This is a genomic window from Vibrio casei (assembly GCF_002218025.2).
GTDB classification, from domain to species: Bacteria; Pseudomonadota; Gammaproteobacteria; order Enterobacterales; family Vibrionaceae; genus Vibrio; species Vibrio casei.
On sequence record NZ_AP018680.1, the window covers coordinates 153,440 to 167,604 of the forward strand.

Genomic DNA, 14,165 nt, shown 5'->3' on the forward strand with positions numbered 1-14,165 from the left:
TTCTCTCCTATTTACCCCATTGGTCGCCATGCTTTTGGGGATTTCTTTGCTTTGATTTCTTAAAATATAAAAACCCCCGTTGTTGGTTGTCCAAGGCTTGGGGGCCGTTCAGGTTTTTAGGATGTTTAGAAAGTTTGAATGCTCAGTATTTAGAATAATGCTATCAAATTAATTCTCTTTATCGTTCGATATATTATGTTCCAATTCAGGATTTGCGATAATCACATCTTCATTTGCAAATTCTTCTGCTAATTCTTCACGACGAAGTTGCTCTAGGGTTTCATCTGTTAGTTGTAATGCAGGGGCAAACCATGAATCCAGTTTATTGCGTAATTGATCAACGCCAATTCCTTTTAAGGAAGAGAATACATCGACTTGTACATCGCCGCAAAAAGCCATGGAAGCTTCACGAATTTTGAGTAACTGTGCCTTACGTGGGCCTTGTTTTAGCTTATCCGCTTTGGTTAAAAGTACTTGAACTGGGATATTGACTTCTACCGCCCAGTAGATCAATTGTTGATCGAGATCTTTCATTGGGTGTCTAATATCCATCAGCACCACTAGGCCTTTTAGACATTCGCGTTTTTGTAAATATTCACCCAGAGATTTTTGCCACTTCTTTTTCAATTCGACCGGAACTTGGGCAAAACCATAGCCAGGAAGATCGACAATGTGACAATTTTCTGTCACTTTAAATAAGTTAATCAGCTGAGTTCGACCTGGCGTTTTACTGGTCTTCGCGAGATTTTTTTGGTTCGTCAGGCGATTTAATGCGCTGGATTTTCCCGCATTAGAGCGACCAGCAAAAGCAACTTCAATACCCTCATCTTCAGGTAGGTGGCGAATATCTGGGGCACTCGTAATAAAGTGAGTATTTTGATAATGGATTTTTTCCATATTTGTTAACTCCATCTCCACTTTTGTAGAGGAATGATTGCTTTTATGTATAATTGTGTACAATTAGTTTACTTGTCACTGGCAAGACTCAATGTAGTGTACCATGAACGTTTGCGTATCGTGGTAATGGAAGCTGAATAATTATAAATGGAATGTCATGAAAAAATTAATCCTTATTTTTAGTTTAGTTGCCAGTTGTTCGGTGTGGGCACAAGGTAATATTGACGCAGGAAAAGAAAAATCAGTTACTTGTGGCGCTTGCCATGGCGCAGATGGTAATAGCTTGGTTACTCAATATCCAAAAATTGCTGGCCAGCATGTGAAATATCTTGAAAAACAACTTCATGATTTAAAACTGGGCATGACGAGTGGTGGTAAGCAAGGCCGTTATGATCCAGTGATGAGCGCAATGGCGATGCCGTTAAGCGATCAAGATATTGCTGATCTTGCAGCTTACTATGCTTCGTTACCACAATCAGAAGGTTCAACACCTGAAAATGTGGTAGAAAAAGGGAAAGCGTTGTACTTTGCTGGTGATGCAAGTAAAGGATTGACTGCGTGTAGTGCTTGTCATGGCCCTCGTGGTGAAGGCATGGAGCTTGGCGGTTTTCCTAGAATTTCAGGTCAACATGCGGAGTATGTTAAAGCTCAACTTATCAAATTCCGTTCCAGCGAACGTTCTAACGATATGAATGAGATGATGCAAGATGTCACTAAGAATCTAACCGATGATGAAATTGATATTTTATCTCAATATATTGGTGGCCTGCATTAATCGTATTAACGCACTTTAATTTGTATTGTCACCACCGTTGCACGAAAATCCCCTTATTGGTTTAAACGATAAGGGGATTTTTTAATTTGTTTCGGAAAATTGCTTAATAAAACTCCACTATAAACCCTATTTCTGGTATGTTGCGCATCCTAATATTTTGGGGTAGCTAATGGGTTCATTCCACTCTAAAGTTTTACGCTTTAGTTTGTTTTGAGGATGAACATACTAATTATCTCTCATGATTGGATAATAAGATCGTCAAGTCGTCTATTTATACCTTTTACTATACTCCAATATACAGATGCTAATGCCAAAATAACGGTGCTATTCTTATCAATCCATTGCCTATTTTCTAGTGTCTAATTTAGTGTTGTTGCAATGGTTGAATATGTAGAATTTGATGGTTAGTTTGGTCACAAGATCAGCTTGATCTCAAAATTGTCAGTAATAATGTTGCTGAAAAGACACCGTTAATATCGGTGTCTGTAGATAGGAAAATAAATAATGTCTCGTAATAAAAAATCTAGAAAGCCAGGCTCAACAGGTTCTGAAGAAGTGATTGTTACCCGTAATCGTTCTGCATCAGATGTAGAAGGTCGTTTACGTAAGCGTGTGAATAAGCGTAAAGGCTTAAAGTCAGGAAGTCGTCATTCAGATGGTTCAAATGAAGGCAATTCTGGCAACAGAGGCCAAATGAAAGATCCTCGCCATGGCAGCAAAAAACTTATTCCGCTTGTTGTTGAAGCGAAAGCCAAACCGAGCAAGCAGCAGCGTAAAGTTAACGCGCAACAAGAGTTAGAACTTATTCAGAATGATCCACAGTTGAACGTGTTGATTGATCGTTTGGATAATGGTGAAAAATTAGGCGCTGGTTTACAAAATTATGTAGATCAAAAGTTGGATCGATTAGAGATTTTAATGAAACAACTTGGCATCTATGATGAAGAAGACGCTGAATTGGAACCAAATTCTGAAGATGAGTTCAAACAAGAAATGCGTTCTAAAAAATCGAAAAAACCAGCTTCAGATGATGATTTGTTATCTCAATTTGAAGACTTAGATCTTAACGATTTTAAATAATACCTATGCCCCTTTATTGGTATCCGTAAGGGGGCTTATAAAAGGAATGTCATGTCAATTGTATTGCTATCTATTGCAGGAGCGATCGTTATTGTTGCTTTAGCCAGCTATGCTGGTTTTTTACTGGTTAAGGTGAAAAAACAAAAACGATTGATTCAAATTCAACAGCAAAAAGCCATTGAGAAGCGTAACGTTAATATTTTTGAAAATGTTTACACCTTGTGCATGGCAGGAATGCAACAGCAGTGTGACTTATCAGAAATTGTCATTCGTGTGTATTGCATCATGGATTATGTTCAAGGGGAAGATCGAATCGATTTTTCTGTTAATTTTCCAGCTATTTATGAGCTGTATAATATCGTTAAAGATATGGCTCGTGGTGAAGAACGTCAGAAATTGGCAAAACAAGTTCGTATGAAGCAAACCTTAGAACGCCAAAAAGCCGAAGCACGTTTAAGCAATGAAATCTTAAAAGAACTAGCGGATTTAAAAGAAAGAATCACTCCCTTGAATAATCAAATTCCCATTAAAATGATGTAGAACAAGTTGAGCGGCATTTACATCTTTATTGGTATGGTAATGTTCGTCGATAATCGGTATTCATTATATGCTCACTGTGTAAGTGAGCTTCATTGTCTAGAATCTAAGTGGTAAATAACATGTTGAAAGAACAAATTGTTTGGGATCAAGCTATGCTAGAGAAATACAATTACTCTGGCCCGCGTTATACCTCTTATCCAACGGCTGTTGAATTCCACGAAGCTTTTACGATTTCTGATCTTGACATGGCATGTGCCGATTACCCTGAACGCCCATTGTCCCTTTATATCCATATTCCCTTTTGTCATAAGCTTTGTTATTACTGCGGTTGTAATAAAGTGATTACACGCCATCAACATAAAGCGGATGATTATTTACAAGTTCTTATCCAAGAAATCCGTGAACGAGCCCCCTTGATTAATCAACGACAAGTGAGCCAGCTTCATTTTGGTGGTGGAACGCCGACCTTTTTGAGCAAAATTCAGATGACTCGTATTATGACGGCGCTAAGATCCGAGTTTCATTTTACGTCGGACGCAGAAATTAGTATTGAAGTTGACCCACGTGAAATTGAATTGGATATGTTGGATCACTTACGCTTAGAAGGTTTTAACCGTTTGAGTATTGGTGTGCAAGACTTTGATAAAGAAGTACAAAAACTGGTTAACCGTGAGCAAGAGGAAGACTTTATTGTTCAGATGGTGTCTCGGGCAAAAGATCTAGGGTTTCGCTCGACCAATCTAGATTTAATTTATGGTTTACCCAAGCAAACATTGGTGACCTTCTCAAATACGCTTGAAAAAGTCTTAGCGATGAAACCGGGGCGTTTATCGATATTTAATTATGCGCATATGCCACAACTATTTGCGGCTCAAGCAAAATTGAAAGAAGAACACATGCCTTCGGCTGAGCAAAAAATGGAAATTTTACAATATACCATTAACACATTAACGGTGGCAGGTTACCAGTTCATTGGTATGGATCATTTTGCCTTACCGGATGATGAGTTGGCGGTTGCGCAAAGAGCGGGTGTATTGCATCGTAATTTTCAAGGTTATACCACACAGGGCGATTGTGACTTAATTGGTTTTGGTGTTTCAGCGATTTCTATGGTCGGTAATAGTTACGCACAGAATCAAAAAGAATTGAAAAAATATTACGCTCAAGTGGATGAGCAGCGTCAAGCATTGTGGCGAGGTGTTGTATTGGATCAAGATGATCTTATTCGCCGTGAAGTGATCAAACAACTAATCTGTAATTTTACATTAGATAAAGTGTGGGTTGAAAAGCACTTTTCTTTAAATTTTGAACAATATTTTCAAGAAGATCTTGGTTTGTTACAAACGTTCGTTGATGATGAATTGGTCGAGGTGAATGAATCTCACATTACGGTAACATTACGAGGTCGTTTATTGATTCGTAACATTTGTATGTGTTTTGATAAGTATTTACGCAGTCGAGCGAGGCAACAGCAATTTTCTCGGGTGATTTAGACCTGTTCTGTAAGCACCTACTGCTTAAATTAATTAGCTAACAAAATTAGCCCATTCATCTAATGGACAAGGATGGCTGTATAGGAAACCTTGCGCTTGCTGACAGCCTAACTTCTTTAATATATCTGCTTGATATTGAGTCTCAACCCATTCAGAAATAATCGTAATATCTAATTATTTAGTTATATTTAAAATAGCGGTGGCAATGGACGATTGTGCATTCTTCTTATGAATAGATGGTGAGGCCAGACGGATATGGTGATATATCATCTCCGTCTGGCTGCTTAGCGTGATTGATTTTTTGGATGAGAGTCTACGGAATATCGAGTTCTTTGAGTTTTCTTGTGAGTGTGTTTCTCCCCCATCCTAACAATTTTGCAGCATCTTGTTTGTGCCCATTGGTGTGATTGAGTGCGGTTTGCAATAATATGCGTTCAAATTCTGGTTGGGCAATATTCAGTAACTCAGACTCCCCGCGAACTAAAGCTTGTTGAGCCCATGAGGCGAGCAGTTGTTGCCAAGAACCGGTTCCCTGTTCGCTACTTGAATGGCGTTTTTCATTAACTAATTCTGAAGGGAGATCATTGGGCAGAACTTCGCTTCCACTTGCCATAACGGTTAACCATCGACAAATGTTTTCAAGTTGCCGTACATTACCGGGCCATGGAAGTGTGGTTAATTTTTCTATGGTGGTAACGTGTAATGTTTTCACATCTACTTCTAATTCGTCTGCTGCACGAGCGAGAAAATGGCTTGCCAGTTTCTCGATATCTTGGCGACGCTCGCGTAATGCAGGGATGTGCACTCGTATAACGTTCAGTCGGTGAAATAAATCTTCTCGAAAATCTCCTTGGTTCACTAACTTTTCTAAATTTTGATGCGTTGCGGCGATAATACGCACATCGACGCTCACAGGTGAGTGGCCGCCGACACGATAAAATTGTCCATCGGCGAGAACTCGAAGTAATCGTGTTTGAATATCAAGTGGCATATCGCCTATTTCATCTAAGAAAAGGGTTCCGCCATTAGCTTGCTCAAACCGCCCTTGTCTAACGGCATTCGCCCCTGTAAATGCACCTTTTTCATGACCAAATAACTCTGATTCAATTAAATCTTTAGGGATAGCTGCCATATTGAGCGCGATAAAAGGTTTCTTTGAACGAGGGCTATGGCGGTGTAGTGCATGAGCCACGAGTTCTTTACCTGTGCCTGATTCTCCATTAATTAATACGGAAATCGAAGAGCGAGACAAGCGGCCAATCGCGCGAAATACTTCCTGCATGGCAGGGGCTTCCCCTAAAATTTCAGGTGTTACCGATTGAATCACGTCTTCTGTTGGTGTGGTTTTCCTTTGGTCGTGGCTATGAGTTATTGCTCGTTCAACCAATGTTAAGGTTTCATCAATATCAAAAGGTTTTGGTAAATATTCAAATGCGCCAGTTTGATAAGCATTGACGGCAGCATCGAGATCAGAATGGGCTGTCATGATGATCACGGGCAGATCGGGATGACTACCTTGGATTTGTTTTAACAAGGTTAATCCGTCCATGCCTGACATGCGAATATCAGAGATTAAAACATCAGGGGTTTCTCTTTCTAGTGATAATAAAACACTTTCTGCATCGGCGAAGGTTTCGCAATGTATATTGGCAGAAGATAGTGTTTTCTCTAATACCCATCGGATTGAGCTGTCATCATCCACGACCCATACAAATCCTTTACTCATATCCTATATTCCTTGTGCAGTTCGATAGCGTGATTCAACATGATTTAATCACGCAGTTTGAATTGGTAGATAAATGGTGAAAACGGTGTGACCAGGCCAACTTTCAACGTCTATTTTTCCGTTGTGTTGATCGATAATATTTTGTGAAATAGAGAGCCCTAGCCCAGTTCCTCCTTCACGCCCACTGACCATGGGATAAAACAAGGTGTCTTGTAATTCGCTTGAAATCCCTGGGCCGTTATCACTAATTTCTATTCTGGCAACCAGTTTATGTCGGTGGCCATGAATGTTTGCTTGATAAACGGTTCGAGTACGGATAGTGATGGTGCCATTGGGTTGGCTCGAAAGTATTTGCGCCGCATTACTGGTGATATTGAGAAAGGCTTGCTCAACTTGATCCGCATCCATCACAATGTGAGGCATGCTTGGATCATAATCACGCTCGATAACCACTTGGTGGCCAAATTCGAGTTCGACCAACTGGCGAGCTTTTTCTAATACTTCATGCAGATTGACTGGGATTTTCTTTCCCGGTTTTTGCGGTCCGAGTAAGCGATCTACTAATGCTCTAAGTCTATCGGCTTGTTCGATGATAATTTGAGTGTATTCGTTTAAGTTAGGATCAGGCAGCATTCTTCCTAGCAATTGTGCGGCCCCGCGTAGCCCTCCTAGTGGGTTTTTAATTTCATGTGCTAATCCACGAACGAGTAATTTTGCCGCTTGTTGTTGAGCATGTTGGTTCAGCTCTTGGCTCAGACGACGTTGTGAGTCAATTTTCCGGATTTCAACCAATAACATTAATTGATTCGTATTATTGGCTGTTAAGGATAAGGCGCTTGCCGTGACCTCGAGCAATATTGGTTTACCATTGATCACAAAGGTGACGTCGCTGTCAGTAATGCTTTGACCACTTTGCAGTGGTTGCGTGAATAGCGCTAAATCCATGGAAGCGTGTTGAATTAACCCAGATAGTGGCTGGCGCTGTAATCTTTTGGCACTTTGAGAAAATAATTGTTCAGCGGAAGGGTTAGCGTAATAAATGGTCAGCTTGTCATCGAGCAATAAAGTCGCCGTGACTAAATTGCTTAAGATAGCCGTTGATAGTGCATTACTTTCGTCAGAAGACAGTGTCATCAAGCTCAATCCCATTTCTTGCACCTAAATGGTGCATTAATAAGTGTCAGTATGGGGCATGATAAAAATGAGTACAAATAAAAAAACAAACACTGTAAAGCGATTTAACAAAGCTCGATGGGCCTAGGCCTTGTCTTAGGTTTTGAATTTTTCGACATCATGCCACTACTTTACGGTTGTTCTATGTAAGTGCACCGTGATTGGATGAGATGATGCAATAACCTTGCCGTTTTCGACAATGTTGATTGAAAAAGTGTGTGTTCCTCGGTTGATATTTTTTAGTTCCCACAATGGTTTGGTTTGTGGGGCCCCATAAGGTTGCGTATCGAGGAGTAATTGTAATTGCTCACCAATGTCTAAGTGGCGGTTTATTACGGCCTGTATGGTCATCAAGCCTCGGTTGCTGCGTATGGTTTGATCTTCTACTAAATTGTTAATCGTGACGGTGATTTTTTTCGGTACGGTTGGCTTTGCTATTTGAGGTTCAGCGTTCGGTAGGACTGCTGGGGTTGAACTGTCTGCCATCTGTGAAGCCTTATTTGGCGTATTATGCTGCTCCTTTAGTTTATCCACATCAGATAGTGGCTTATTCACATCTGATTTAGCGCTATATTGAGGCGCTGGCGCAGGGGCTTTAATGTCGGGCAGTTTCAGTTTCTCTTCATTTTTCACTTGCTTGGGAGGCGGAGTATCACTGAAATGTAAGACACCTTGCTTATCTGTCCATTTATAAACTTCAGTTGCCAGTAATGGAGAGCTCGACATAAAGGAGGTAAATAAAAGGAGCTGATATAAATATTTCATGATGATCTCCGTTAATGACTTTAGCTGGGCTTATTGTATTTTATGGTATTCATGGCCTTCATACTTAAAGTTGCCGTGTGGTTGACGGGCGCATTTCCACTTTGATGATTATTGGAATAATGCCGTTGATATAGATTAATTGATGGCGTTTTAACCACAATAAAAAAAAGGCCCACCTGAGAGGCGAGCCTAAAATTTTCTTATTTATTACACCATTACAGACATAAATCTGAAGGCATCAATCAACGAAAATTAAACAGAGTAATACAGTTCAAATTCAAGTGGGTGAACGGCCATATTAACGCGCTCAACATCTTTAGATTTCAGTTTGATGTAAGAATCAATGAAATCATCAGAGAATACACTACCAGAGGTTAAGAATGCACGGTCTTCATCTAGTGCTTTCAACGCGATTTCTAGAGACTCAGCCACTTTCGGGATCTCTGCTGCTTCTTCAGCCGGTAGGTCGTACAAGTCTTTATCCATAGCATCACCAGGGTGAATCTTGTTCTTAATACCGTCAAGACCAGCCATCAATAGCGCAGCAAACGATAAATATGGGTTAGCCGCTGGATCTGGGAAGCGCGCTTCAATACGACGAGCTTTAGGGCTTGGTACGACTGGAATACGAATGGATGCCGAACGGTTACGAGCAGAGTATGCAAGCATAACTGGCGCTTCATATCCAGGTACAAGACGTTTGTATGAGTTAGTCGATGGATTAGCAAAGGCGTTAATTGCGCGCGCATGCTTAATGATACCACCGATGTAGTAAAGTGCCATTTCAGATAGGCCGCCGTACTTATCGCCAGCAAATAGGTTAACACCATCTTTATTAAGAGACATGTGAACGTGCATGCCAGACCCATTATCACCAACTAATGGCTTCGGCATGAAAGTCGCTGTTTTACCGTATGCATGAGCAACGTTATGAACAACATACTTATAGATTTGAATCTCATCTGCTTTTTCAGTCAAGGTATTAAAACGAGTGGCGATTTCGTTTTGACCGGCTGTTGCCACTTCGTGGTGGTGAGCTTCAACCACAAGACCCATTTCTTCCATGATTAAACACATTGCAGAACGAATATCTTGAGATGAATCAACGGGTGCGACTGGGAAGTAACCACCTTTAACGCCAGGACGGTGGCCTTTGTTACCGCCTTCGTATTCAGTACCTGTATTCCAAGCAGCTTCTACGTCATCAATTTTGAAGAATGAACCTGACATTTCGTTGCCAAATTTAACATCATCAAATAGGAAGAATTCTGGTTCTGGACCTACAAGCACGGTGTCAGCAAAGCCCGCTGAGCGCATAAAGTCTTCGGCACGTTTTGCGATAGAGCGTGGATCGCGATCGTAACCTTGCATCGTTGCAGGTTCAAGAATGTCACAACGAATATTGAGCGTTGCGTCTTCTGTAAATGGGTCTAATACTGCACTTGATGGATCTGGCATCATCACCATGTCAGATTCATTAATGCCTTTCCAACCAGCGACAGAAGAGCCGTCGAACATTTTACCGTCTTCAAAGAAGTCAGCATCTACTTGGTGTGCAGGAATAGAAATATGCTGTTCTTTACCTATAGTGTCGGTAAAGCGTAAATCAACAAACTTAACTTCATTTTCAGCGATTAGAGAAAGTACGTTTTCAACTGACATTTTGGATAACCTCCGGTGTTATTAATACGGTCTGAACGATTCAAGCCATTCAAATATGAGCTCTAGGCGATCTTGATTCTTTTACAATAAATGATCAATGATATTTTATATTAAGCTAAAATCGTGCCAAAAAATAAAATCCTTTAAATTCAAATAACTAATGCTACAATGACCAGTGAAGTACACGCTTATGCACTTTATTGGTGCGTCAATGCGCCAAATTGGTGCTTGGTGCGCGATGTTGATGCAATCGGTTAAATAACCGTTCTATTCAGCCGAGAATTTGATCGTTTGTCAATGGAGTTTATGAAGATGAGATCGGGTTTTTGTAAACCAAAATGAATGACGTAAATGTTGAGATTTATGGTTAGATTGAGCATGTATTTGGAACAGAATGCTTGATCAAAGGGGTAAATCGAAAAAAAAGAGTAAATAATCGCCACTTTGATCACATATTTCTAGGATTTTTTCTAGAATCTGGTACATTTACGACCGTTTTTTTAATCAAGTTCGCCCACTATTGGGTGTCTTTTATAAGTGAATCAAATTCCATGACTACTCCACAGATTGATAAGTTAAGAAATATCGCGATTATCGCGCACGTTGACCACGGTAAAACCACCTTGGTTGATAAGCTTTTACAGCAATCGGGTACACTTGAATCTCGTGGTGAAGCTGAAGAGCGCGTCATGGATTCAAATGACATCGAAAAAGAGCGCGGTATTACCATTCTAGCTAAAAACACGGCAATCAACTGGAATGATTACCGTATCAATATCGTAGACACTCCAGGACACGCCGATTTCGGTGGTGAAGTGGAGCGTATCATGTCTATGGTCGATTCTGTGCTTCTTATCGTTGATGCGGTTGATGGCCCAATGCCTCAAACTCGTTTCGTAACTCAAAAAGCATTCTCACACGGTTTAAAACCAATCGTTGTTATCAACAAAGTTGACCGTCCTGGCGCTCGTCCTGATTGGGTTATGGATCAAATTTTTGATTTGTTTGATAACTTAGGCGCAACCGATGAACAACTCGACTTTAAAGTCGTTTATGCATCAGCATTGAATGGCTGGGCATCGATGGATGAAGGCGAAGTTTGCGAAAACATGGAAGCACTATTCCAAGCTATTGTTGATAACGTTGAATGCCCAAGTGTTGATGTTGATGGCGCACTGCAAATGCAAGTATCCCAACTAGATTATAACTCTTATGTTGGTGTTATCGGTGTATGCCGCGTTACTCGTGGTAGCGTTAAACCAAATCAACAAGTGACTATTGTTGGCGCTGACGGTAAGAAACGTAACGGTAAAGTCGGTACAGTGCTTGGCTATATGGGCCTTAATCGTACTGAAGTTGACCAAGCGTTTGCTGGTGATATCATCGCAATTACAGGTTTAGGTGAACTGAAAATTTCAGACACTATCTGTGATGTAAATACAGTTGAGGCGATGAAACCACTTTCTGTTGATGAGCCAACAGTCACCATGACTTTCCAAGTAAACAACTCTCCGTTTGCTGGTAAAGAAGGTAAGTTCGTGACGTCTCGTAATATCCTTGAGCGTCTTGAAAAAGAATTAGTTCATAACGTTGCACTGCGTGTTGAAGAAACCGATAGCCCAGACCGTTTCCGCGTTTCTGGTCGTGGTGAACTTCACCTTTCTATTCTGATTGAAAACATGCGTCGTGAAGGTTACGAGCTTGCAGTATCACGCCCTGAAGTAATTATTAAAGAAGAAGACGGACAAAAAACAGAACCGTTTGAAACCGTAACCATTGATGTAGTTGAAGAGCATCAAGGCGCAATCATGGAAAGTATCGGTATCCGTAAGGGTGAATTAACCGATATGGCACCGGATGGTAAAGGCCGTGTTCGTATGGATTTCATGATGCCTTCTCGTGGTCTTATTGGCTTCCAAACAGAATTCTTAACCATGACTTCTGGTTCAGGTTTAATCTACCACTCATTCGATCACTACGGCCCTTATAAAGGCGGCGTGATTGGTCAACGTGCAAACGGTGTACTTATCTCGAATGGTATGGGTAAAGCGGTAACGTATTCTTTATTCAACCTTCAAGATCGTGGCCGTTTATTTGCTGAGCACGGTGATGAAGTGTATGAAGGTCAAGTTATCGGTATCCATAACCGTAATAACGATTTAACCATCAACTGTCTTCGTGGTAAGCAGTTAACGAACGTTCGTGCATCTGGTACTGATGAAGCTCAAACGCTTTCTCCAGCAATCAAGTTTACGCTAGAGCAAGCACTAGAATTCATCGATGATGATGAGTTAGTAGAAGTAACACCAGAAAGCATCCGTATCCGTAAGCGTCATTTGAGTGAAAATGAGCGTAAACGTGCGGGTCGTGCTCCTAAATAAAGCAGTGTTTCTAAATACATTTTAGAAAAAACTCTATTGAAAGCCGATGTTAATGACATCGGCTTTTTTGTGCTTATTAATTAGTGCAATAGTCATTATTTCATTGGAAAATGGAAATATTAGATGGTTTATATCGATTATCGAGTGTGGTTCTGATAATTCAGGCTTGTCGACAATTTGCTATTCTAGCTACCCATCTTAAGTTAGTGTATTTGACCTACGTTGCAATATTGGTCGTGGTGTCTGCTCTGGTGCTACTATGGCTGAAAAATTATTAAGAGTATGAGCATTTTAAGTTATGGTAAAGTACATAGTCAGTGAGTGGCTTTAGTGATAAATAACATGGATAGAGGAAAGGTCATGGAAAAAAAAATCAGTATTATTTTACATTACTTTTCTCATCTTAAAGATAGAGTTATACATGATCGATTAGCGGTTAATGCAGGTTATATGGCCTATATTACTTTATTGTCTTTAGTACCTTTATTGACGGTTGTCGTGACTGCATTATCCAAATTTCCTGTTTTTGAAGGGATCAGTCACCAAATACAAGATTTTGCTTTTGAAAACTTTGTTCCTGCCGCGGGAGATGCCGTTAAAGAAGCTCTGAATACTTTCATTTCGAATACATCCGGAATGAGTGCAGTTGGTGGTGCCTTTGTTTTTATTACCGCAATGTTATTGATTTCAACCATTGATAAAAATTTAAACTTCATTTGGCGTGTACAACGCAAGCGTCGCTTGGTGTATTCTTTTTCGATGTATTGGATGGTATTAACGCTTGGTCCTATTTTCATTGGTTCTAGCTTAGCATTAAGTTCTTACATTACTTCGGAGCGAATGATTAGCCAGGAAGTTGTCAGTGGTATTTATCGTGTTTTACCTATCATGTTGTCGATTTTAGCGTTTGTTGGGCTTTATATATTAGTGCCTAATATTAAAGTAAAAATACGCCATGCTCTCACGGGGGCTATCGTATCGGGTCTCTTGTTTGAATTATCAAAAAAAGCGTTTGCGATGTACATCACCGCGTTTCCTTCTTATGAGTTAATCTATGGTGCCTTGGCCGCAATCCCTATCTTATTTGTATGGATTTATTTGTGCTGGTTTATTGTGTTAATTGGCGCTGAAGTGACAGCAAGTTTAGGGGAAAGAGATGAATGGTATAATGAAGAACCTTACCATCCGATCGTACAATTCAAAGAAAAATTTAAAAAAAGGAATGATTTGTGATCGCCCTTATCCAAAGAGTAAGTGAAGCCAGTGTTAAAGTTGATGGTGAAACGGTTGGTGAAATACAAAAAGGCTTGTTAGTGCTTCTTGGGGTCGAAAAAGAGGACGATGAAGTGAAAGCTAAACGCTTAGTCGAGCGGGTGCTAGGTTATCGAATCTTTGAAGATGATGCCGGTAAAATGAACTTAAATGTTCAACAAGCTGGTGGTAGTGTGTTGGTGGTGTCTCAATTCACTTTACCTGCCGATACAAAAAAAGGCACTCGCCCGAGTTTTTCTAAAGGTGCAGACCCTAAAGATGCGGAGCTTTGGTATGACTATTTTTCAAGCCGTTGCCGCGAGACGGGTATCACCACTGAAAATGGTCGTTTTGCGGCAGATATGAAAGTCTCCTTAGTGAATGATGGCCCCGTGACATTTTGGCTTCAAGTGTAACAACCT

Annotated in this window: 13 protein-coding genes; 7 read left to right on the forward strand and 6 right to left on the reverse strand. The window is 40.4% G+C overall.

The features are described 5' to 3' along the window. Window positions 1-168: 168 nt before the first annotated feature. Window positions 169-897, reverse strand: coding sequence for a ribosome biogenesis GTP-binding protein YihA/YsxC (yihA, locus tag VCASEI_RS00715; RefSeq protein WP_226983319.1), 729 nt, complete (start codon window positions 895-897; stop codon window positions 169-171). Window positions 898-1,054: 157 nt separating this feature from the next. Here yihA and VCASEI_RS00720 point away from each other — a divergent pair, with 157 nt between their 5' ends. The 4 genes from VCASEI_RS00720 (at window position 1,055) to hemN (ending at window position 4,785) form a co-directional block, all read left to right on the forward strand. Then, entirely contained in the window at window positions 1,055-1,672 is a 618-nt protein-coding gene (locus tag VCASEI_RS00720; RefSeq protein WP_086962331.1) for a c-type cytochrome, read from the forward strand. Between the two features lie 504 nt (window positions 1,673-2,176). Continuing rightward, window positions 2,177-2,752, forward strand: coding sequence for a Der GTPase-activating protein YihI (yihI, locus tag VCASEI_RS00725; RefSeq protein ID WP_086962329.1), 576 nt, complete (start codon window positions 2,177-2,179; stop codon window positions 2,750-2,752). A 51-nt stretch (window positions 2,753-2,803) separates the two neighbouring features. Then, window positions 2,804-3,292, forward strand: a complete 489-nt coding sequence (locus tag VCASEI_RS00730; RefSeq protein WP_086962328.1) for a DUF2489 domain-containing protein — start codon at window positions 2,804-2,806, stop codon at window positions 3,290-3,292. 119 nt (window positions 3,293-3,411) lie between these two features. Then, the gene (gene hemN, locus VCASEI_RS00735; protein WP_086962326.1) at window positions 3,412-4,785 is read left to right on the forward strand and encodes an oxygen-independent coproporphyrinogen III oxidase; all 1,374 of its coding nucleotides are present in this window, start codon (window positions 3,412-3,414) and stop codon (window positions 4,783-4,785) included. Window positions 4,786-4,818: 33 nt separating this feature from the next. On the opposite strand, the gene VCASEI_RS19835 is transcribed toward hemN, so the two are convergent. The 5 genes from VCASEI_RS19835 to glnA form a co-directional block, all read right to left on the reverse strand. Further along, window positions 4,819-4,953 carry an EAL domain-containing protein gene (locus VCASEI_RS19835; RefSeq protein ID WP_086962467.1) on the reverse strand — a complete coding sequence of 45 codons (135 nt, stop codon included), beginning with the start codon at window positions 4,951-4,953 and terminating at the stop codon, window positions 4,819-4,821. Between the two features lie 145 nt (window positions 4,954-5,098). Continuing rightward, window positions 5,099-6,511 (reverse strand): nitrogen regulation protein NR(I), encoded by a 1,413-nt coding sequence (gene glnG / locus VCASEI_RS00745; protein WP_086962325.1) that lies wholly within the window; start codon window positions 6,509-6,511, stop codon window positions 5,099-5,101. Between the two features lie 48 nt (window positions 6,512-6,559). Continuing rightward, window positions 6,560-7,645 (reverse strand): nitrogen regulation protein NR(II), encoded by a 1,086-nt coding sequence (glnL, locus tag VCASEI_RS00750; protein ID WP_089111213.1) that lies wholly within the window; start codon window positions 7,643-7,645, stop codon window positions 6,560-6,562. 165 nt (window positions 7,646-7,810) lie between these two features. Then, window positions 7,811-8,449 carry a DUF4124 domain-containing protein gene (locus VCASEI_RS00755; protein WP_089111201.1) on the reverse strand — a complete coding sequence of 213 codons (639 nt, stop codon included), beginning with the start codon at window positions 8,447-8,449 and terminating at the stop codon, window positions 7,811-7,813. Window positions 8,450-8,701: 252 nt separating this feature from the next. Next, a complete protein-coding gene (glnA, locus tag VCASEI_RS00760; RefSeq protein WP_086962321.1) occupies window positions 8,702-10,111 on the reverse strand; it encodes a glutamate--ammonia ligase in 1,410 nt (469 codons plus the stop codon). Between the two features lie 551 nt (window positions 10,112-10,662). Between glnA and typA the strand changes: the two genes are divergently transcribed. The 3 genes from typA to dtd all read left to right on the forward strand — a co-directional run bounded on the left by typA (window position 10,663) and on the right by dtd (window position 14,159). Then, on the forward strand, window positions 10,663-12,492 hold the full coding sequence (gene typA, locus VCASEI_RS00765; protein WP_086962319.1) for a translational GTPase TypA: 1,830 nt from the start codon (window positions 10,663-10,665) through the stop codon (window positions 12,490-12,492). Between the two features lie 360 nt (window positions 12,493-12,852). Next, entirely contained in the window at window positions 12,853-13,725 is an 873-nt protein-coding gene (locus VCASEI_RS00770) for a virulence factor BrkB family protein (RefSeq protein ID WP_086962317.1), read from the forward strand. Further along, complete coding sequence (dtd, locus tag VCASEI_RS00775) at window positions 13,722-14,159, forward strand: D-aminoacyl-tRNA deacylase (protein WP_086962315.1); 438 nt, start codon at window positions 13,722-13,724, stop codon at window positions 14,157-14,159. The genes VCASEI_RS00770 and dtd overlap by 4 nt, the downstream gene beginning before the upstream one ends. The last annotated feature ends 6 nt before the right edge of the window (window positions 14,160-14,165 follow it).